This is a genomic window from Ochrobactrum teleogrylli (assembly GCF_006376685.1).
Classification (GTDB): domain Bacteria; phylum Pseudomonadota; class Alphaproteobacteria; order Rhizobiales; family Rhizobiaceae; genus Brucella; species Brucella teleogrylli.
The window spans coordinates 30,814-52,504 of sequence record NZ_VEWL01000018.1; the positions used below are offsets into that span (position 1 = coordinate 30,814).

Sequence of the window (21,691 nt, forward strand, 5' to 3'; positions counted from 1 at the left end):
TATGTAAGTTTTACTGACGTTCCGGGTCACGGACCAGCGCCGAAACCGGAACGATTTCGATGCCGCGTTTCTTGACCTCTTTGGCCCAATCCCGCACCGCATCGACGGTCACGCCAAAAGCGGAGCCGGTGCCAATCGCGCTGCCATTGGCGCGCGCAATGCGTTCCAGCTCTTCGAGACGGTCAAGCACCGCCGAGCGATCCTGTGACGCGTCGATCAGCACATCGGCAGCAGCAAATGGCACGGCGTCCTTTTGTGCGATCCGGTCGGCCTGACTACGCGCCGAAGTGCCGTCATCCAGATAATAAAGTCCGCGCCTGCCAATCTCGCCCAGCACCGGCGCGAATGCTTCCGCCTCGCCGGTAAAGCGCGCGCCCATATAGTTCATCACCCCGGCATAATTGGTCATGCGCGACAAGGCCCACAAAAGCGACGTCTGGTTTTTGGCGACCCCGTCATCCACCGTCAGCGTATTGCGCCCCGGGTTGATGCGCGGGTAATCGAATGGCTCCATCGGCAATTGCAGCAACAGCTCGTGGCCGTTCTGGCGCGCCGCCTGCATCCACCGCTGCAGACTGTTGCCCTGCGGCGCAAAGGCCAGCGTCACTTCCGATGGCAGCTTGTCTACAGCTTCCATGCTACCGGTCTGTGACAGGCCAAGCCCGCCAATAACCAGCGCAATCCTTGCGCCCCGCGCACCCGACCAGCCCACCGCATAGGCATCCATCGGGCGCAAACCATCTGCCCCGCGCACCGGCAATGGTCCGGTCGGGCTTTTCTCGACCAGCGCCTTTTCCGGCAGATGCGCGACCCGCTGGTCCTGCCCTGCCTTGTGCTGGTTCTGCACGACGACGACATTGCCATCTGCCGTCCCGGCAGTGACATTGGGCATATCAGGCGTGACCTTGATGATTGCCGGGCCGGTTTGCTGCCCCCCGGTTCCGCGCAGCGCGGTGCCCGGCGCGGGTGTGTTACCGGTCGCAGTCGATGCCTGCTGCCCAGTTTTGACCGCGGCGTCGGGCGGCGTTTGCGCCTCGGCAATTGCCGCCTTTTCAGGTTTGCGAAAAGCATCGCGGTTGGTCTGCCAGACGGTGAACATCATACCGCCTGCGACACCCATTACGACTGCCGCGCCCAAGCCGAGCAAAGACCAACGAAAAGCGCGGGAGCGTTCGCCCCCGCGCTTTCGCGGTTTCTTGTCCAGTCCGAGCGGGCTGTTCAGATCCAGCATGGAACGATCAGTTCAGCACGCCCTTCTTCGGATCCGGCGGGAATGCGGCATTCGCCACTTCACCACGCAGAAGCTTCAGAGCTTCGTTGAGCTGGATGTCATCCTTCGGATCGGCAGGAACATAGGCCGACGAACCGGAGCCATTGTCATCTTCGGCATTACCCTTGATGTGGCCCTTGAGTTCGGATTCGCCGCGAACGACGTCCTCACCCTTTAGTTCCGGCGGCAATGGCTGTTCCACCTTGATGTCCGGCGTGATGCCCTTGCCCTGGATCGACTTGCCCGATGGCGTGTAATAAAGCGCCGTGGTCAGACGCAGCGATCCGTTTTCGCCAAGCGGGATGATGGTCTGCACCGAGCCTTTGCCGAAGGACTGTGTGCCAAGCACCGTCGCGCGGCGGTGGTCCTGAAGAGCGCCCGCAACGATTTCCGAAGCGCTGGCCGAACCGCCATTGATCAGCACGATCACTGGCTTGCCGTCGGTCAGATCACCCTTGCGGGCGTCAAAGCGCGTCACGTCCTGCGGATCGCGGCCACGGGTCGAAACCACTTCGCCCTTGTCGAGGAAAGCGTCGGAAACGGCGACTGCCTGATCGAGCAGACCACCCGGATTGAGGCGCAGATCAAGCACGAAGCCCTTCAGCTTGTCGCCCGGGATCTTGCTCTGGATATCCTTGATCGCCTTGCCGAGATCTTCAGCGGTCTGTTCGGTGAACGAAATCACGCGCACATAACCGACATCGTTTTCGACACGGTAACGAACGGCCTTCACCTTGATGACGGCGCGCGCAATCTTGAGCGTGATCGGCTTGTCGACGCCCTGACGCATGAGCGTCAGCTCAATCGAGGACCCGATTTCACCGCGCATCTTGTCGACCGCATCGCTGAGGCTGAGGCCCCGCACTTCCTGACCATCGATCTTGGTGATGAGATCGCCCGCGAGAACACCGGCCTTCGAGGCGGGCGTATCGTCGATCGGCGCAATCACCTTCACCAGATCATTGTCCATGGTGACTTCAATGCCGAGGCCGCCGAATTCACCTTTGGTCTGCACGCGCATATCCTGCGCGGCTTCCGGATTGAGATAGGACGAATGCGGATCAAGCGAGGTCAGCATGCCGTTGATGGCGCTTTCCGTCAGCTTCTTGTCATCTGGCGGCGTCACATATTGCGCGCGCACACGTTCGAAAATATCGCCGAAGAGCGCCAGGTCTTTGTAGACGTCAGCATCCTTGGCGGCTGCGAAAGCCGTCGAAGCTGGAGCGCCCTGCACCATCACCATGGCGGAAGCTCCCATCAGGGCTCCGGCGAACAGCAGCGACAGTTTACGTATCATTTTTACGTCCTTCCAGAAAGCCGCTCGGTCCACCATGGGGCCGGATCGACGGGTTTTCCATCTTTTCGAAACTCAATGTAAAGCAACGGCGCACCATTGCCCACCTCTATCGGCGCAACACTCGCGAGAAGTTTATCGCCCATCGCCGCGACCGGCTCGCCCGCCAGTACAAACTGGCCTTGCGCCACATCGATTCGCCCCATGCCTGCCATCACGATATGATATCCATTGCCAGCATCGAGGATCAAGAGTTGCCCGTAAGATCTGAACGGTCCCGCATAAAGTACAACGCCATCGGAAGGTGACGTAATCGTGGCAGAAGGCAAGGTTTCCAGCACCTGCCCCATCATCGCGCCGCCAGCACCGTCCTTGTCGCCGAAGCGGCGTGCAGTTTTGCCCGCCGCCGGCAAAACCAGTTTTCCCTGTAGCGAAGCGAAATTCGTCTGCGCACGCAGGTGATTGTCATCGGGCGTTGCCTCGCCTGCGCGCTCCCGCGCCGACGCCAGACGCTCGGCTTCCGCCTTGCGCGCCGCATCGGCGGCGTCACGCACGCCCGCCATCTGCTTGTCAAGCGTATCGATCAGTTCCTTGAGGCTGCCCGCCTTCGCCGCCAGTTCTGCCGAGCGCTTGCGCTGCGCTTCCATTTCCTGTTCCGACTGCGCCTGCAGCTTTTTCTTTTCTTCAAGCAAAAGCGACTGGCGCTTTTGCTCCTCAGCCTGCGTGGTGCGGGTCTGTTGCAACTTTTCGCGCTCCTGCGTGATGGAGGCGGTGACCGTCTGCATATCCTTCAAATCGCCGGTCAACTCTTCCACCTGACCGCGCATTTCCGGCACCACCGCGCCAAGCAGCACGGCGCTGCGCACCGATGCAAGCGCATCGTCGGGCCGGACCAGAATGGCAGGCGGTGGATTGAGCCCCATACGCTGCAAAGCGGCCAGCACTTCGGCCAGCACCCCGCGCCGCGCCCGCAACGATGTGCGAATACCGGCCTCCTGCTCGTGCAGGGAGACCAGCTTTTCGGCAATATCGGCAATGTCCTGCTGTAACTTCTTGTCGGTCTTGGCCGACTGGATCAAGGCGGCGGTGATCGTGTCCTGATCCTTCTTGAGGCTCGCAACCTCGCTTTCCAGCTGCTTGAGCTTGTCTCCTGTCACAGTCAGTTCGCCAGTCAGTTGCTCATATTCGCCTGCCGCCTGATCGCGCTGCTGCTGCAAGGCATCCTGCGCAATGCCGGAAAGCGGATACCCAACCGCGCCAATAACAGTGAAGGTCGCAAAAAAGCCCACCCGCATAAAGGCGAGCAGCCGGGGCTTGCTGAGAAGATGTACAGGACTCATGCGTGTTCTATCGGGACGAAACAAGGCCAAATTCAGAGCCGAAAACGGTATCGGGACCAACCTATCCCGATACCGTTAACGAAACATCAACCATAAGCCCGATGATCGCAAACCCTGATTAGCAAAAAAGAGTTCGCTTCCAGAACGACATCAAGCAGCCATCAATCCAAGCTCGACTTTTCTGCGCCGCATCATTTCGCGCATGGAAGCCGTGCGATGGCTCGCCTTTTCGTCAACCGTTTCGGTTTTTTGCCAGATGCCGTATTGCTGCCGGAAATAATCGATCACCAGCAGGTCCGCATCCACGCGATCCTGTCCGTCTTCGACATGGTTCAGCAGCGCGCTCACGCTGCTTCCCTTACCCTCGGCGCGGCGGCTGTTTTCACCGATCATCCAGATGGGAATGCCGCGTCTTTCCAGATGGCCGGAAATCCAGGGATCATCCACGGTCCACATGATGTCGGGAATATCGTAGAACAATTCATCGAACCAATCGGGATGAACGAGAACGCCAGCGAAGCCGGAAATCTGATCCACATAGCCCGGCGTGCTCAGGTCCGGCTTGTGCAAAAACAGCGAAGCAATGCGCTTCATTCTGTATTTGCCGTCCTTGACCCTCCAGCGACTGCGCGGAAGCCGGTCGGCAGGCCTGCCTGCATCCGCAATGTCGGGAAATGTTTCACCGACTTCAACAATGCAATGACCCGGCTTGCGCTCAGCTTCCGTCTTGAAGCGCCGGTGCCAGTCGGCATCGTAAATCTTGTCGTCGTCGCAGAACAGGATATCCACGTCCCGCCCCTTGAGATCACGGGCAGCCGGTAAAACCTTGGTCGCAGGGCCGAGATCTTCGTCACAGCGGACGATCGTTATGCCCGCGGGCACTTCCGGCAACCGCCCATCCCAATCGGGAAAGCGCCTGTATGTGTGCGGTATATAAAGCCGAACTTCCGCCGCCTTCAGCCTTTGTGACAGAAGCGACAGCAGCGTTGGCTTTAAAAGGTGAAACCGGGGCGGAATGGTCGAGAGCGTGATGACGGTAGGCTTACTCATTTCCTCGTGCATTTCAGAATATTCTAATAAAAACAAAAGCGTAAGACCATTACACGCTTCTGGTTGCAGAGTGCAATCCCAAGAAGAAACGCTTTAGCAAAGAAACAAAGATTATCACGACCGATGATAAGGATGGCCAGCCAGAATGGTTGCAGCGCGATATAGCTGTTCGGCAATCAGAATGCGGGCAATCTGGTGGGGCCAGGTCAATTCGCCCAGCGCCAGAACCAGATCGGCGCGCGACCGTAATGCCGGGTCGTGCCCATCTGGACCGCCGATGGCGACGATCAGCTGCCGCTTGCCATCATCACGCATGCGCCCGATGCGCTCGGCAAAGGCTTCGGAACCCAGCGCCTTGCCGCGTTCGTCGAGAAGAATAAGAGCCGCGCCATTATCCAGCGCTTCATGGATGCGTTGCGCTTCCTCGGCCTTGCGCAAATCAACGGTCTGGCCACGACTTTCCGGGATTTCGCTCACACCGGCGAATTCCAGCCCCAAAGGCGGGCCAGCTTTGGAAAAACGGTCGAAATAGCGCTCGACCAACTCCCGTTCGGGGCCGGCTTTCATCCGGCCCACGGCATAAACACTCACACGCATCGCGCCCTCAATATGGCAGGAGTTAAAGCCTGCCGGGTCGCAGCAGACGACAGGTCAATGGACGGTTCCCAACGCGCGTTCGTCGTCGAAATCGTCATCGAGCCATATCTTCTCGATATTGTAGAAGTCACGGACTTCCGGTCGGAAGATGTGCACGATGATATCGCCCGTGTCGATCAAAACCCAATCGCCACTTTCTAGCCCTTCGACCCGCAGATTCTTGCAGCCCGCTTGATGCAGCGCCTGCAAAAGATGGTCGGCCACAGCCGTCACATGACGGTGCGAACGGCCCGACGCGACGATCATATAATCGCCTATCGTTGATCTTCCGCGAATGTCGATGGGGATGATGGATTCTGCCTTGGAGTTTTCGAGACTGGCCAAGGCCGCGTCGAAGGTCTGGGACACGAGATCTGTCTCGTTCATCCTGACCGGTGAAGGCGCGTGGTGAGCCTTCTTCTCAAGTGCTGTTCTCAGTGTATTGCCTTTCTAACAAGAACAAGCTGCTACGGCAGTTAAAAGCACCGCACATAGCTAAGATAGGCAGAGTCCCTGTTTTGTTTCAAGAGTCAGGACCTTACAGGGCCGTTCACTTTTTCAATATTTTGTTCTTTTTTGCGCATATCTTGTTGAGACAGTCACGAAACCATCAAGATCGTGTACCCGACTTGCGAATGGCGCTTGATGAAAGCGAAGAACGCGGCCCATGGATGAAGGTCCAGGCCGGTGGTGTGCGGCGCGCCAGCGTCGGCGCATATTGCTCGTCCAGACGGCTATGCGAAAAAGTCTGCGCCATGCGCGACGACAGGTAAGCCAGCGTCGAGCCGGGACGGTCGATCACCGCAATCGGGAAATTATTGGCGATCTCGCGCCAGCGCTGCCAGCGATGGAAGGAAGCCAGATTATCGGCGCCCATCACCCAGACGAAATGCACACCCGGGTTGGCGTCGCGGATCAGGGCCAGCGTATCGGCGGTATAGCGCACGTTGAAGGCAGCTTCGAGCGCCGTCACCTTGATGCGCGGATCGCTGGCGATTTCCTCGCTCCACCGCAACCTTTCCGCCAATGGCGCCAATTCGCGACGGTCTTTCAACGGATTACCGGGCGTTACCATCCACCAGAGCTGGTCGAGCTTCAGCCGCCGGATGGCGATCTCCGCGACCAGCGCGTGCCCCCCATGCGGGGGATTGAACGAACCGCCAAACAGGCCGACCGCCATGCCTTTTTCGGCATGCGGCATGCGCAGATAATGCGCACCCACATCGGGATATTGTTCCTTCAATGCGGAAAGACCGAAGCCAAAGCGCATCAGCTTCGAATCTGCCCGTTGCCGCGAACGCGATATTTGAACGAGGTGAGCTGCTCGACACCCACCGGGCCACGCGCATGCATCTTGCCCGTGGCGATGCCGATTTCCGCACCCATGCCGAACTCGCCGCCGTCGGCAAATTGGGTCGAGGCATTGTGCAGCAAAATGGCCGAGTCGATTTCGTTGAAGAACCGCGCAACCGCTTCCGCATCCTCGGCGACGATGGCTTCGGTATGATGCGAGGAATAGCGATTGATATGCCGGATTGCGCCATCGACACCATCCACAAGCGCCACGGAAATGATCGCGTCCAGATATTCGGTGGCCCAGTCTTCCTCCGTCGCCGCCATCGCTGCCGGATAGAGCGCCCTCACCTCTTCGCTGCCACGAATTTCGCAGCCCTTGGCGGCCAGATCCTCAAGGATCGGCACCAGATGCGTCGAAGCGACGGCGCGATCCACCAGCAACGTTTCCGCTGATCCACAAATGCCCGTGCGCCGCATCTTGGCATTGACCGCGATCTTGCGCGCCATGTGGAGTTGGGCGGTTTTGTCTACATAAAGATGGCAGATGCCTTCCAGATGCGCAAAAACCGGCACCCGCGCTTCCGACTGAACGCGCGCGACGAGGCTTTTGCCGCCGCGTGGGACGATCACATCGATAGCGCCGTCGAGGCCCTTCAGCATTTCACCGACCGCCGCGCGATCCGTCACCGGCACGATCTGGATGGCATCGGCAGGCAGGCCGCCCGCTTCAAGTCCCGCCACCAGGGCTTTGTGAATAGCCGCTGACGAATGGGCCGAATCCGAACCACCGCGCAGGATCACCGCATTGCCAGCCTTGAGGCAGAGCGCGCCCGCATCCGCCGTCACATTGGGGCGGCTTTCATAAATGACGCCGATAACGCCGAGCGGTGTGCGCACACGCTCGATATGCAGACCGTTGGGACGATCCCATTCGGCAATAACCGCGCCAACCGGGTCAGGCAATGCTGCAATGGCGCGGATGCCCTCCGCGATCGCCTCAATGCGCTTGTCGTCCAGCGTCAGGCGATCCACGAAGGAAGCGGCCATTCCGCTCTCGGCGGCATTGGCCAGATCAAGCTTGTTGGCGTCGAGAATGACGTCACGGCTTTGGAGAATGGCGTCGGCTGCGGCCAGAAGCGCCTTGTTCTTCTGTTCCGCACCCGCAATCGCCAGTGGTGCTGCGGCGGCTTTCGCCTTGCGGCCCACTTCGGCCATGATCGCGGCTATGTCGCTTCCAGCTTCCACTTTATTCAGCATCCTCTCCCCGCCTTTCAGTGTTCAGGCATTTTCGGTCTCGGCAGCCACGGCTGCGCCGCGCACCACGAGATCATTGCGATGGATCATAGCCGCCCGGGCATCATAGCCAAGAATGGTGCTGATCTCATCGCTTTTATGTCCGGCAATCTTGCGTGCATCCTCGGCGTCATAAGCAATGAGCCCCCGCGCAATCTCGCGACCGTCCTCGTTTAGCACGGCAACCGTGTCACCACGTTCGAACTGGCCGCTCACTTCCTTCACCCCCGCAGGCAAAAGCGACTTGCCCGATTTCAGCGCCTTCGCGGCACCTGCATCCACGGACAGACGGCCTGCCGGTTCCAGATTGCCGGAAATCCAGGTCTTCCAGGCGTTGACCGGCGCGCGGGCAGCTTCAAACAAAGTCGCACGCTCACCGCGATCAATCGCCGAAAGCGGCCCCATGCGGATACCCGAGGTGATGATCATCGCCGTTCCAGCGGCATTGGCGATCTTGCCCGCGTCAAGCTTGGTCTTCATGCCGCCGCGCGACAGTTCGGAAGCAGCTGCACCAGCCATCGCCTCGATCTGCGGCGTGATGGTTTCCACCAGCGGCAAAAACGCGGCATCCGGGTTCTTGTGTGGCGGCGCCGTATAAAGCCCGTCAATGTCGGAAAGCAGGATCAGAAGATCCGCGCCCATCATGGTCGCCACGCGAGCGGCCAGACGGTCATTGTCGCCATAGCGAATTTCTGTCGTCGCCACGGTGTCGTTCTCATTGATGACCGGCACGGCCTTCAGCTTCAAAAGCGTCTCGATGGTCGCGCGCGCATTGAGATAGCGGCGACGCTCTTCAGTATCGGAAAGCGTCACCAGAATCTGGCCCGACTTGATGCCATGGCCGCCGAGCACGTCGGCATAGGCCTTGGCGAGCGCGATCTGACCGGCAGCGGCTGCGGCCTGACTTTCTTCAAGCTTCAGCGCTTTCTTCGGCAGGCCAAGCACGGTGCGCCCCAGCGCGATCGCGCCCGACGACACCACCAGCACCTCGACGCCTGCGTGATGGAGGGCGGCAATGTCCTGTCCCAGGCTTTCCAGCCAGTCGCGCTTCAGCCCCTTGGCGCGATCCACCAGAAGGGCGGAACCAATTTTTACAACAATGCGGCGATAGTCTTTCAATTGCTTCAGCATGCTCTCATTCCTCTCGCCGCATTCAGCCTTATTCTTCGACTTGCGCCGTTCCGGCTTCCTGTGCGCGACTTGCATCGATAACAGCCCCAAGCTGGCGGAGCGCATCGTTCAGGCCTTCATGGCTGACAGCGGAAAGCAGCAGCGGATCGCGCCCGCAGGCTTTCTTCAGCGCCTTGGCCTTGGCCTTGCGCGCATCGGGATCGAGCGTATCGATCTGCGACAGCGCGACGATTTCCGTCTTGTCAGCGAGACCATGTTCATAGGCTTCAAGCTCGCCGCGAATGACCTTATAGGCCTTTGCCACGTCTTCTTCCTGCGCCGACACCAGATGCAACAGAACCCGTGTGCGCTCGACATGGCCGAGGAAACGGTCGCCAAGGCCCACGCCTTCGCTGGCGCCTTCGATCAGACCCGGAATATCCGCGATCACGAATTCACGTGCATCCACGCGCGCAACACCAAGATTTGGGTGAAGCGTGGTAAATGGATAGTCCGCAATCTTCGGCTTGGCTGCTGTCACACTGGCCAGGAAGGTGGATTTGCCTGCATTGGGCAGACCGACCAGACCGGCATCGGCGATCAGCTTCAGACGCAGCCAGATGGTGCGCTCGATGCCTTCCTGTCCGGGATTGGCGCGGCGCGGCGCGCGATTGGTCGAGGTCGTGAAATGCAGATTGCCGAAACCGCCATTACCGCCCTTGGCCAGACGATAGCGCTGGCCGACTTCGGTGATATCGCAGATCAGCGTTTCATCATCTTCTTCAAAAACCTGCGTTCCGACCGGGACTTTGAGAACGACATCGTCACCCTTGCCGCCGGTCATGTTGCGGCCCATGCCATGCATGCCGGTCTTGGCCCGAAAATGCTGCTGATAGCGATAATCGATCAGCGTGTTGAGACCGTCCACGCCTTCAACCCAGACATTACCGCCCCGGCCGCCGTCGCCGCCATCGGGACCGCCGAATTCAAGAAATTTCTCGCGGCGAAACGATACGGCCCCTGCCCCGCCGTCGCCGGAGCGGATATAGATCTTGGCCTGATCGAGAAATTTCATTGAACCTTACCTCTTGCGGCGCATTCACGCCTTAAACCCGGGCCCGCGCAACCTATTGCGCGAGCCAAATTGCAATTACAGCAAAACCCGTTTCCTGCAAACAGTTGCAGTAGCCGGATTTCATCCGATTTTGTCTTTCCAGACCGGATCGCTGAAGTCGATATAGAGCAGTTCCTGATCGAGATACTGCCCCTGCACAAAAAGCGACTTCGGCTCAGTCCCATAGGTCTTGAAGCCGAGCGCCTCATAAATCCGCTTTGCCGGTTCGTTCGTCGCCACCACCTTGGCGTCGAGAACGATGACATGCGCCGCAGCATGTTCGATAACTTTTTGAACCAGAGCCTTGCCCAGTTCCAGTCCACGCGCTTCCGGCGCCACATAGACGCCCCAGAGCGTTCCGCGATGACGTTCGGACTTGCGTTCATGACGAAACACGCCTGCCGTTCCCAGCAGATTTTCACCGTCGAAAGCACCGAAGATGATATTGCCATTCACCTGTTCCAGACGGCGCGCAAACACGCTGTCGGAATAGGCATTTTCTTCCTCAAAACTCGAACCAAAGGCCAGTGGCGCGCGGCTCAGTGCGCTCAGTCTGATGGCGCGATAGCGATGCAGATCGCCCTTATCCAGGGCGCGCAGCACGATCTTTTCTGGCGCGCTTCCATGTTTATCATTCATTTCGCTCTCCGATAATTGCGGACCCTGCGGACAAGGCCGCAGGGCCTCATTATCTTATGACTGCCAGCTTCTCAGGCCGATCCAGGTGCGCCGGTCGAGAACATAGCGTTCGACCGGAACGTTTCCGGCGGCAAGCGTATCCGACATGCCCATGCTGCTGAACTGGAAGCCGCACTTGTGAATCACACGGCGCGATCCGTTGTTGGTCGCCCGGCAGGAAATATGCAGCCGGTTGACCGCCGTTGCTCGGAACACCAGATCAATCAGCGAATGAGCGGCCTCAGTTGCAAAGCCATGCCCCCAATAGGGTTCGCCCAGCCAATAGCCGATCTCCAGCCCGTCGCCATGTTTATTCGCATGGATGCCGCAACAGCCCATAAAGATGCCGGTCTCAGCTTGTGTAATGGCGTAGATGCAATTGCCCATCTCGCCTTTTCGCACGCGATCAACAAAATCGACGGCATTCTCACGCGTATATGGATGCGGCATGCGAGTGAGCATGCCCGAAACACGGAGATTGTTGGCAAGATAGGAAATGGCATCTACGTCTTCGACATGCGGCGGGCGCAGAACCAGCCTTTCGGTGACCAAGACGGGGCAATCTAAAACGGGAGCCAACTCAGGCTCCAGATCAGCCGCCAGACCGGGGGAGAGATCGGCAAAACCCTCATCCCGGCTCGTACAGCTTTCTGCGTAACAATCTTCTTCTAAAACGTCGACAACCATTTTTCTGTCCTCCAGATGCAAAAAGGGAAGATGGTGGTCCCATCTTCCCTTCGATCTTTTGGCTAGGCTGCCATATACACCGGGTCCGATGGGACGCCGGTGGTTTTAAGAGGCCCGGCTTACTCTGCTGCTTCCGCGATCGGGTTTACCGATACGTACGTGCGGCCGTTGGCTTTCGTACGGAAAGATACGGAACCGTTCGTGGTTGCAAAAATCGTGTGGTCCTTGCCGAGGCCAACATTGGCGCCCGGATGCCACTTCGTGCCGCGTTGACGCACGATGATGTTGCCAGCGAGCACAGCTTCGCCGCCAAACTTCTTCACGCCAAGGCGTTTGGATTCTGAATCGCGACCGTTACGCGAGGAACCGCCAGCTTTTTTGTGTGCCATTGGTGTTCTCCTTTAATCTCTCTACTTACTCAGCCGTTTCGGCCTTGGCTGCAGCCTTCTTAGGCGCTGCCTTCTTCGGCTTTGCGGCTTCGCCTTCAGCGGCTTCTGCCTTCGGAGCCTTTTTCTCAGCGGCCTTCTTGGAAGGCTTTGCGCCGTCGGTGAGGATCTCCGAGATACGGATCGTCGTCAGTTCCTGACGATGACCGCGGGTGCGCTTCGAATTCTGACGGCGACGCTTCTTGAACGCGATGACCTTGCGGGCACGGCCCTGTTCGACGACTTCGGCGGTCACGAGAGCGCCTGCGACGACTGGTGCGCCAATGGTCGAGCCGACCATCAGAACTTCTGCGAATTCTACGATGTCACCGGCTTCGCCAGCAACTTTTTCGACCTTGATCAGATCGTTTGCGGCAACGCGGTACTGCTTGCCACCGGTCTTGATGACTGCGAACATTTGTTGTCCTTTCGGTTGTTCGGTCCGGCTCTCATTTCCACGACATTAGCGCCGAAGTGATGGGCCGTCTTTTTATCAGTCGGTTAAGTGAAGGGCTTGCGCCCCTTGATTGCCGCCCCGGAAAACCCGGAAATCATCAATCAAAACAATAGGCGCGGATTGCCCCACGCCTAAGGTCTGGTGCTTATAGGTTCGGAACGTGGGAAAAGTCAAGAATTTTCACGAGAGAATGCAAATTAGGTCTTGTCTAATTGCAATCAGCCCGCTATTGAGCCGCTACACACTTAGCATTCGCTTTTGATGCTGTTTGACGGTGCGATTATATAGATCGCTTTACCGGATTGCACAATGCGGAGAGGTGGCTGAGTGGTCGAAAGTACCGCACTCGAAATGCGGCGTGGGGGTAACTCCACCGTGGGTTCGAATCCCACCCTCTCCGCCATACGGCATTCATAAGTCACTGTTTTTTCTTTATAAAATACACTGCGCCTGCAATCAGCCCATCAACGGGCCCATCAGGGCATAATTTTATACCAGATCCCGCTGATGGAAATTCCGCTTGCCAAATGAGATTGTTCAATTCAGTTTGATCTTCGTGGCGATTGATTCCTAGAATCGCTTAAAAATCAACATTGCGCATGACGTGCTCCAATCTGAAACCTATCGCTTAAGCGGTAGGTTGGGGTATATCATGACTATGGATGGCCAGCTTTCGTTTATCGAAACTGAAAAAGATGCGCAGGATCTGGATGTTAAGCCCAATGCTTTCCCAGTCTCCCAAAACACCCAAAAAGAACCTTCTTCAGATAATGTCCATTCTTTCGGCAAACAGACTTATGCCGACCTTAAGGGCCGCCCATCGATCCCTGAAAGCGTTCGTCCTGAAAAACGCGATGTAGCAAAGCCTGCGAAGAAGCACGCACCAGTTCCCAACGGATATATTGCTCCTTCCACCGAAGACGAAAAATACCTGTCCGTTAAAGAAGTTGCGCACCGCTATTCGAATAGCGTCCCCACAATTTGGCGCTGGGCAAAGGAAGACGAGGCTTTTCCTAAACCTCACATCATTCGTCCGGGTACGTCGCGTTGGCGCATGTCAGACCTTTTGGCGTTCGAAAACCGTAATCTGGAGGCCTAAGATGACCTCCAACCCAAAAAATGCCCGGAATACGCGTCGCCATAGTCATATAGCGGCAAAATCTCATTTAATTTATACGACCCGAGAAGTCTTAGGGCTTTATGGTATTACGCCGAACACCCTGACCGCATGGAAGCAACTTGGGCTGCCAGCGACAAGAAGCGTTACTGATCTGTACCTTGGTCAGGATCTCAATAATTTTCAGAACTGGTACAAACGAAATAAGTCCCGTCCATTGGGCTTGGGTGAGGTCTTTTGCGTACACTGCAAGCAAGTGCATCTGGCTAAGGCTGATTTCTATCGGATTGAACAGAATGAGACTGATCAAGCTAGCTTGATAGTGGAATGCCCAAATACCGGAAAAGACGCATTTAAATACGTCTCTCATAAGGAAACTGAGCATATCAAGCTCGTTACTGATCCAAAAAACAGAACTGAGAAAGACGACTATTATGTTGCTCGACTCAGCTCTAAAACTGCGCTTCCTGCGAACGTCACTGTCGAAACAAAAAATAACGGCAATATTGCCCTAAGACGCGACTTTCAAATTTATCTGAAACAAGCCGAAGGCCTTCGCGAGAAAACCGTAATCGCTACGCTTCGTCACGTCGCTCAGTTTGATGCGTTCACTAACCACCAAGCTTATTCTGCGATCACCTGCGATACAATTATTGCTTTCAAGGAACATCTGGAAGCAAAGTTATCGCTGAGCACATCCGACCAGCGCTCGCCGTCAACCGTTGTTCACACGCTACTTGATCTCAAGAAGTTCTACGATTGGTTGGAAGCCCACGCAGACATTAAGATGGTGGCATCAGGATTGAGCAAATATTGCTCCCCGTCGCGTAATCTTCAAGCTTTGGCAGATGCACCCGGGAAGGACGGCTTTGTTCCAACGCATGAACAGGTTCTCGCCATCGTTTTGGCCATGCCACATGAGAATTTTATCCAAAGGCGAGATCGGGCTTTGCTCGCATTCTTGCTGCTCAGCGGCACGCGCATCAGTGCAGCCCTGAGCCTTCAACTGCGACACATCAATTTGGAGAACCGCAGTATTTTCCAAAATGCGCGCATCGTCAAAACCAAGAACGCAAAAACCATGCATACAGCATGGTTTCCAGTCGGTGAGGAAATCGAGGACATTTTCACAAGCTGGGCAAAAGAACTTCACGACGGCACATCGAATAAATCAGCCCCGCTATTTCCGCGAGCGATGGATCCAATTCGTCATAAAGCTCGACCTGATGAAACACTTCCACTCATGGATCAGGGCACCGTGCGTAAGATAATCAAACGTGCATGCAATACCGTCGAGCTTCCATATTTTAACCCACACGCTTTGCGCAAAACGCTTGCGCTGATGGGAGATGACCTTTGCAAAAATACAAAACAGAGAAAAGCATGGAGCCAAAATCTCGGGCACGAGAATATGGCAACGACAGATCAGTATTACGGAAAGCTCGATATTGCGGATCAGTTGGCTGAACTGAGCACCCTTCGCAACGCTGTGCAGAACCGAGAAGCCAATGAGCTCTTCGAATTGGTCTCACAACTCACCTCAGAACAGATCGGCCTGATAACTGGCATGGCCAGACAATGCGTTGGCAAAGGAGCATCAGCATGATCTTCTTTCACTTCAACCGCATTTTCCTGTATGCTTTCGACCAAGCTCCTTTCCTTAATTACATGATTTGGCTGATTATATGGTCGATATCGAAGCTTTAATGTGCGCTTTGCCGGTTTCATCATTACAACCGCAAACCATCGCCCTCATCGAAACGGCAATCGATAATAAAGGCCGTTTCGAGCACCATTTCATCGAACTACTTGAGCCTCCAGCATTTGATAATGTGCCTTATATCCGGCCTTCCGATGCTTTACAGTCGTTGGACGCACACCATCAGCTTGCCGAAGAGCTACATCTTCGCAGATCAAAGTCCCTCAATAACGAATTGGAAAGGGCTTTCCCTGAAAGCAAATGGATGCAGTTTTTCGATCCATCGAATCCAGACGCAGCGGGTGCAATTCCCGCTGTTTCATTTATTGACTGGTTAGAAACTAATGCGCTGGTCGAACCAGAGATTTTAAAGCTGCTTTATCGCGCGAACGATGAAGCCACAAAAGCTAAGATGTTTTCAGGCCCGGATTATTATGATGAGCCTTGGTCTCTTGTAACTCAGCCTAAGTTAACTCCGCCAAAGGCGATGATCCAGTATCTGCCGGGCCCTCCATGGATTGACCATGAATTCAATACAGATCACAGCCGCGCTGAGAGAGCTTTCTTGGCTTGGCGCGAACAAATGCGTCCCGTCGCAAATAGGCTAGAACAACAACTCGGCGAATCCGTGTACTATTTTGCGGATTACGAGGATGAATTAGATGATGACGACGCACATCGCTTCTTGGTCTTGCACTGGTGCTGCTCTTGGCGTCCGGAAGCCGCATTCGTGCAGTATTTGATTGAAGCGAGCAAGGCATTCAACATTGAGGAGCTAAAGCTTGCTCTCATCAATCCTGCAAGCTTCAATCATCGCTTTAAAATGAATAATTCCTTAATTGGGATTGAAGCGGAAACATGCCGATATTCAGCACAGGCACATTCTAGTTCTAATGAAGGTCGGCAGAACATTTTCTACAACATCAAATATTAATTGGGTAAGGTCTCGTATCCGTTGGGAAAATTCTCACCAGCATCACTTGAAATCTTAGAGCCTCATCACCAAAATGGGAAAGTAGTCCATGGTCGCCATGGCGTCCGACGTGAAGCTGGACCTTTCCATGCGGATCGTGCGCCACGGAGACCTAGCCAAGGTGGAAGTTTCCGCTGAGGTGTCTGTAGTCGCGGCCATGCCGTGCGCAGTGGATGGGCTATGCCTGACCGTTGGCTTCGATGCTGTGAATGCTCCGTCTCCAGACGGCCTCCAAGCAGCAGATAAGCATTCAAAGCGGCGGGCGTGGCCGGGGCAAGGCGCGCTTGACATTGCTAAAAACCTGCTAAGGTAGAAAGTGACGAAATGTGTGATTTTGCCCTGAAAAACCGGCTCATCTGAGCTGGCTTACCGGCGTACGTGCAATTTTGCTTGTGCTCGCCGCAGCGTCCATGGTCGCCATGGCGTCCGACGTGAAGCTGGACCTTTCCATGCGGATCGTGCGCCACGGAGACCTAGCCAAGGTGGAAGTTTCCGCTGAGGTGTCTGTAGTCGCGGCCATGCCGTGCGCAGTGGATGGGTATCAGTCAACGGTCGGGATTGTATGAGCGGAGGACCCGAACGAAGAACATGACGAAGACACTTTTTGAAGAGGTCAGAAGCGAACAAAATATCTTTTCAGCTTGGCGGCACGTGAAGCGAAGCGCACTGACTTCAGGCAACCCTGACATTCGGGGTAAGGCCTCTGAATTTGAACATGCGCACCAACGGCACCTGAAGCGGATTATCAGCCAACTACGCTCTGGAAAGCTCTCCTTTGATCCCGTTGAGGGTATTTTGAAGGATAAGCGAAAACGCCTTGCTGCAAAAAAAGACCCACGACCTATTGCAATATCCACTATACAAAACCGTGTCGTACAGAGGGCAATTCTGCAAGTTCTACAGCCAAGGCATGCACGAGATTTGCGTGATCCAGATACGCGCTTTGAAACCATTCGTGACGAACGGCTTGGTCAGATCAATGACGTTAACGTTTCAAAGTACGGTGTAGGAGGCCTCATTTACCCGTATGGCGGCGTCCATCCCGCAATAAAGACAATTATGTCAGCCATGGACAACGGCGCGAAGTACTTCTTTCAATCGGATATTCGCGCCTTCTTCACGAAAATTCCCACCGACAAGGTGGTAGCGTTTGTCAGACGCGAAACCGGCGATGACGCGCTTGTTGAATTGTTCTCAAAGGCGCTTGAGGTTCACTTGGGAAACGAGGATGAGCTTATCGGCTACACTCACCTTTTCCCAAAGGGCGGTATCGGCGTTGCTCAAGGTTCTTCTCTATCGGCATTTGCTGGTAACATGTTGCTCTACGATATGGACCAACAGTTGAACCGAATGGGCGTGACGGCTGTAAGATACATTGACGACATCCTTATGGTGTCAGCCGATCAGGCAGCACTTGATGCAGCCAGGGCATATGCTGAGAAGGTTCTGACAGATTTTGGCTTCGGCCTATACTCTCCTGCAGACGGGCCTGACAAGGCGGCACAGGGAGAGTGCAGCAAGGCGATTACTTTTCTGGGCTGCACGCTTCAACCTAAACGTTGTGTACCAAGTGCCAAATCGTTAGAAAACATAAAGCGCAGCATTCGAGAGGCACTCGCATCCTCGAAGTCCGCCATCACCGAGGCACTGCGTAAAGACAGCAACCTGAACCCCAAGCAATCGCAGAGCGCAACCTTGGATGCGCTGGGGAAACGTGTGTACGGTTGGCAAAAGTCCTTCGCGTTCTGCAATCAGCGCCAACCCTTCGAGCACTTGGACAAATTCATCTCAGTCCAGATTGAAGATTATCAATGCTTTATCGTCCGTAAAATTGCAAAAGCTGACCCTAAATCTAAGATGATGATACTCGGTATCCCTTCGACCGCTGCAATATTCGACTTAGAAAAGGCGAAGATTGCATAGTGAGCGAACGGGATGATCGACCTAGAGGCTTATCTCGTTGGCAGCATTCGCATTATGTGGCTTGTTGATAGCAATAGAAGTGCAGCCGCGCCGTTACCAATATGGGACTGATACGAACACTCATGCCGTCCAGCAAAAGCTCAGCTATGTTTCGAGACTTCATTCAGAAGTAATTCGGCCTGTGCCAAAACAGTCTGAACTGCCTCAAGTTCCAAATCAGGCGGATATCCAAATCGTTTAAGGATACGCTTCACTAAAATGCGCATTTTTGCTCGCGCACTTGCTTTACGTTGCCAATCAACCGTTGCCGAATTGCGCATTTGCTCAACCAATTCATGAGCAATGACCCGGAGCTGTTCGCTCCCCATTACATCAACAGCCGTCTCATTCTCGGCGAGCGCATCGTAAAAAGCTATCTCTTCCGATGATAAGCCCAACTCTTCACCACGCGATGCGGATGCCTGCATTTCTTTGGCGAGAGCGATCAGCTCCTGAATCATTTCTACAGTAGAAATAGCATTGGCATGGTAGCGAGCGACAGCTTCCTCCAACCGCTTAGAGAAAGCTTTAGACTGAACCACGTTTGTTTTTGATCGGCTCTTGATCTCTCCGTTCAGCAGCTTCTTAAGCGCCTCAAGCGCTAGGTTCTTCTTCTCCATCTTCTGGACATCCAACAGGAACTGATCAGACAGGACAGAAATGTCGGGTGATTGCAGCCCAGCTGCCTTCAGGATGTCTACGATCTCTGCATTGGCCACGGCCTGATCAAGAAGCTGCTCGACGGCGAGTGACTTGGCCTTGTCGGACATCTTGCCGGTGGCCGTTGTTTTCACCAGGGCAGCGCGTACAGCCTGGAAGAAGCCGACCTCATCGCGGATCTCGGCTGCGGCATCGCTAGCAGAGGCCAAGGCATAGGCTTTGCTGAGTTCAAGAACAGCATCCTGATAACGGCGATGCGCCTGTTTCTTGGCCTCTGCGCTCTCCACCTTGGCGGCCTCAACCTGTTGCCATTTCAAGATCCAGTCGATGCCGTCCGCCAGCGCCTTCAGGCGCTCCACTGGCTTTCCAGTCACGCCGAGACTGTAATTGTGCCCGGCAAACATTCCCCGGACGATCTCGTATTTCTCCAGCAGAACGGCAATGGCTTCCTCTTCATCAATCCCCGTCTTGTCTCGGTCGGACTGCGAATACTGGGCGAGCGCCTTCTTTAAGTTGGTAGCGATGCCGATATAGTCAACCACCAAGCCGCCCGGCTTCTCATTCAACACACGGTTCACCCGAGCAATGGCCTGCATCAGCCCATGACCACGCATTGGCTTGTCGATGTACATGGTATGCATACAGGGTGCGTCAAAGCCCGTCAGCCACATATCGCGGACAATAACCAACTTCAGGGGATCATCGAGCCTACGCGCTCGCTTAGCTAGATCGTCGCGACGTTTCTTGTTGCCGATATGCGGCTGCCAGTCGAGTGGATCGGAGGCCGATCCGGTCATGACAATCTTGATCGCCCCCTTGTCGTCATCATCTGAATGCCATTCGGGCCGGAGCGCCACGATCTCCTTGTAGAGATCGACACAGATGCGGCGGCTCATGCAGACGGTCATGGCCTTGCCGGGCAAACCCTCAATACGCTTTTCCAGATGCTCCACAAGATCGGCAGCAACCTGAGCCAATCGCTTCTTCGAACCGACCAATCGCTCGACCGTCGTCCATTGCGCCTTCTGCTTTTCCTGTTCCGTCAGGCCTTCATCTTCGAGCATGGCCTCGATCTCGGCGTCAATCTTCGGCTTCTCATCCTCGTTCAGCTCGATCCGGGCAAGACGGCTCTCGTAGTAGATCGGAACGGTCGCCCCATCTTCCACCGCACGGCTGATATCGTAGATGTCGATATATTTGCCGAAGATGGCAGGCGTGTTCACATCCGCTGCTTCAATTGGCGTTCCTGTGAAGCCCATGAAGGAGGCGTTCGGCAGCGCCTGACGGATATAGTGGGCGTAGCCATAGCGACGTTCACCGGTCTCTCGGTTCAGCTTGGCGTCAAAGCCGTACTGGCTGCGGTGTGCTTCGTCGGCCATGACGATGACGTTATGGCGCTCGGTCAGCACCGGAAACACTTCTTCCCCCTTTTCCGGTGTGAACTTCTGCACGGTCGTGAAGATCACGCCACCGGACGCCCGGTTCAGCAGCTTGCGCAAATCGTCTCGGCTATCGGCCTGCTCCGGCGTCTGGCGGATCAGGTCCTTGCAGAGGCTGAAGGTGCCAAAAAGCTGATCATCCAGATCATTGCGATCGGTCAGCACGATCAGCGTGGGATTTTCCAGCTCGCGCGAGCGGACAATCAGGCCACCAAGAAAGGCCATCAGCAAGCTCTTGCCGGAGCCTTGGGTGTGCCAGATCACACCAATCCTGCGATCCCCTTCTGGCTTCACAGCCTCGATCGCGCTGGTGATGGCTTTGCGGGCGCCATGGAACTGGTGATAGCCGCCAAGGATTTTGAACGGCCCCTCGCCCCGATCGCCAAACACGGTGAAGTCGCGGATAAGCGCGAGGAAGCGCTCCTTGTCGAAGACGCCCCTGAGCAGCGTATCCATCTCGTAGGGGCCGTGAGGCGTGAAATCCCCCTCTGCGCCGGTCACGGATCGCCAGGGCATGAAACGCTCTTCATCTGCCGTCAACGAGCCGATCCGCGCCAGCATCCCGTCAGACGCCACCATTACCGCATTGGTGCGAAACAGCGAGGGGATCTGCTCCTTGTAGGTCTGAAGCTGGTTATAAGCTTCATGGATCGTGGCGTTTTCGCTGGCCGCATTTTTCAGCTCGATGATGCCAAGCGGCAAGCCGTTGATGAAGATCATGACATCGGGCCGCCTTGTGTATTTGCCCTCGGCCACGGTGAACTGATTGGTAACCCAAAAGTCGTTATTCTCCGGGTGATCGAAGTCGATCAGCCAAACCTTGTCGCCCTTCACCTCCCCATCGCCGATGCCGAATTCCACATCGACACCTTCCGTAATCAAGCGATGAATACGGCGGTTTTCCTCGACCAGCGACGGCGTTTCGGTAATTGAAAGCTGGCGGATCGCCTGTTCACGGGCGTCAGCCGGAATGTTTGGGTTCAGATGTTCGACGGCGGCGGCAAGCACATTCGAAAGCAGCACATCGCCATAGGCCATACGGGCCGGGGCGGTCCCATCCGGGGAAATGACCTGCGAGGGATAGTAGAGGTATCCAAGGTCGTGAAAGATCGCTAGAACGACTTCTTCGACAAGGCCTTCGGAGAAACCCGAAGGTGTCATCGAAGCTTGCTGATAGAGAGTATCTTCCAT

19 protein-coding genes and 1 tRNA gene are annotated in these 21,691 nt (G+C 55.8%); 5 read left to right on the forward strand and 15 right to left on the reverse strand.

The window, feature by feature from the left end:
- Nucleotides 1–10: 10 nt before the first annotated feature.
- From FIC94_RS20340 to rplU, 14 genes are all read right to left on the reverse strand, one after another.
- On the reverse strand, nt 11–1,231 hold the full coding sequence (locus FIC94_RS20340) for a divergent polysaccharide deacetylase family protein (RefSeq protein WP_140026210.1): 1,221 nt from the start codon (nt 1,229–1,231) through the stop codon (nt 11–13).
- Nucleotides 1,232–1,238: 7 nt separating this feature from the next.
- A complete protein-coding gene (locus tag FIC94_RS20345) occupies nt 1,239–2,567 on the reverse strand; it encodes a S41 family peptidase (RefSeq protein WP_121538681.1) in 1,329 nt (442 codons plus the stop codon).
- A gap of 2 nt (nt 2,568–2,569) precedes the next feature.
- Nucleotides 2,570–3,904, reverse strand: coding sequence for a murein hydrolase activator EnvC family protein (locus FIC94_RS20350; protein WP_140026211.1), 1,335 nt, complete (start codon nt 3,902–3,904; stop codon nt 2,570–2,572).
- 150 nt (nt 3,905–4,054) lie between these two features.
- On the reverse strand, nt 4,055–4,954 hold the full coding sequence (locus FIC94_RS20355) for a glycosyltransferase family 2 protein (protein WP_140026212.1): 900 nt from the start codon (nt 4,952–4,954) through the stop codon (nt 4,055–4,057).
- Nucleotides 4,955–5,068: 114 nt separating this feature from the next.
- A complete protein-coding gene (gene rlmH / locus FIC94_RS20360) occupies nt 5,069–5,551 on the reverse strand; it encodes a 23S rRNA (pseudouridine(1915)-N(3))-methyltransferase RlmH (protein WP_109369852.1) in 483 nt (160 codons plus the stop codon).
- A gap of 54 nt (nt 5,552–5,605) precedes the next feature.
- Nucleotides 5,606–5,977, reverse strand: a complete 372-nt coding sequence (rsfS, locus tag FIC94_RS20365) for a ribosome silencing factor (protein WP_109369853.1) — start codon at nt 5,975–5,977, stop codon at nt 5,606–5,608.
- A gap of 223 nt (nt 5,978–6,200) precedes the next feature.
- Nucleotides 6,201–6,860 carry a nicotinate-nucleotide adenylyltransferase gene (locus FIC94_RS20370; protein WP_109369854.1) on the reverse strand — a complete coding sequence of 220 codons (660 nt, stop codon included), beginning with the start codon at nt 6,858–6,860 and terminating at the stop codon, nt 6,201–6,203.
- Nucleotides 6,860–8,143 carry a glutamate-5-semialdehyde dehydrogenase gene (locus FIC94_RS20375; RefSeq protein WP_140026213.1) on the reverse strand — a complete coding sequence of 428 codons (1,284 nt, stop codon included), beginning with the start codon at nt 8,141–8,143 and terminating at the stop codon, nt 6,860–6,862. The genes FIC94_RS20370 and FIC94_RS20375 overlap by 1 nt, the downstream gene beginning before the upstream one ends.
- A 21-nt stretch (nt 8,144–8,164) precedes the next feature.
- On the reverse strand, nt 8,165–9,310 hold the full coding sequence (gene proB, locus FIC94_RS20380; protein ID WP_121538693.1) for a glutamate 5-kinase: 1,146 nt from the start codon (nt 9,308–9,310) through the stop codon (nt 8,165–8,167).
- A gap of 28 nt (nt 9,311–9,338) precedes the next feature.
- Complete coding sequence (obgE, locus tag FIC94_RS20385; protein WP_140026214.1) at nt 9,339–10,364, reverse strand: GTPase ObgE; 1,026 nt, start codon at nt 10,362–10,364, stop codon at nt 9,339–9,341.
- A 120-nt stretch (nt 10,365–10,484) separates the two neighbouring features.
- Nucleotides 10,485–11,042, reverse strand: coding sequence for a GNAT family N-acetyltransferase (locus tag FIC94_RS20390; RefSeq protein WP_121538697.1), 558 nt, complete (start codon nt 11,040–11,042; stop codon nt 10,485–10,487).
- 54 nt (nt 11,043–11,096) lie between these two features.
- On the reverse strand, nt 11,097–11,768 hold the full coding sequence (locus tag FIC94_RS20395) for a GNAT family N-acetyltransferase (RefSeq protein ID WP_140026215.1): 672 nt from the start codon (nt 11,766–11,768) through the stop codon (nt 11,097–11,099).
- A gap of 119 nt (nt 11,769–11,887) precedes the next feature.
- Entirely contained in the window at nt 11,888–12,157 is a 270-nt protein-coding gene (gene rpmA, locus FIC94_RS20400) for a 50S ribosomal protein L27 (RefSeq protein WP_109369860.1), read from the reverse strand.
- Nucleotides 12,158–12,182: 25 nt separating this feature from the next.
- Nucleotides 12,183–12,611 (reverse strand): 50S ribosomal protein L21, encoded by a 429-nt coding sequence (rplU, locus tag FIC94_RS20405; RefSeq protein ID WP_109369861.1) that lies wholly within the window; start codon nt 12,609–12,611, stop codon nt 12,183–12,185.
- Nucleotides 12,612–12,963: 352 nt separating this feature from the next.
- Here rplU and FIC94_RS20410 point away from each other — a divergent pair.
- From FIC94_RS20410 to FIC94_RS20435, 5 genes are all read left to right on the forward strand, one after another.
- Nucleotides 12,964–13,053: transfer RNA gene (locus tag FIC94_RS20410), tRNA-Ser, on the forward strand.
- Nucleotides 13,054–13,302: 249 nt separating this feature from the next.
- Nucleotides 13,303–13,749: a helix-turn-helix transcriptional regulator gene (locus FIC94_RS22585; protein WP_210237313.1), complete on the forward strand. Its 447-nt coding sequence runs from the start codon at nt 13,303–13,305 to the stop codon at nt 13,747–13,749.
- A 1-nt stretch (nt 13,750) separates the two neighbouring features.
- Nucleotides 13,751–15,373 (forward strand): tyrosine-type recombinase/integrase, encoded by a 1,623-nt coding sequence (locus FIC94_RS20420; RefSeq protein WP_140026216.1) that lies wholly within the window; start codon nt 13,751–13,753, stop codon nt 15,371–15,373.
- A 79-nt stretch (nt 15,374–15,452) separates the two neighbouring features.
- Nucleotides 15,453–16,400, forward strand: a complete 948-nt coding sequence (locus FIC94_RS20425; protein WP_140026217.1) for a hypothetical protein — start codon at nt 15,453–15,455, stop codon at nt 16,398–16,400.
- A gap of 627 nt (nt 16,401–17,027) precedes the next feature.
- Entirely contained in the window at nt 17,028–18,362 is a 1,335-nt protein-coding gene (locus tag FIC94_RS20435) for a reverse transcriptase domain-containing protein (protein WP_140026219.1), read from the forward strand.
- 140 nt (nt 18,363–18,502) lie between these two features.
- On the opposite strand, the gene FIC94_RS20440 is transcribed toward FIC94_RS20435, so the two are convergent.
- Entirely contained in the window at nt 18,503–21,691 is a 3,189-nt protein-coding gene (locus FIC94_RS20440) for a type I restriction endonuclease subunit R (RefSeq protein ID WP_140026220.1), read from the reverse strand.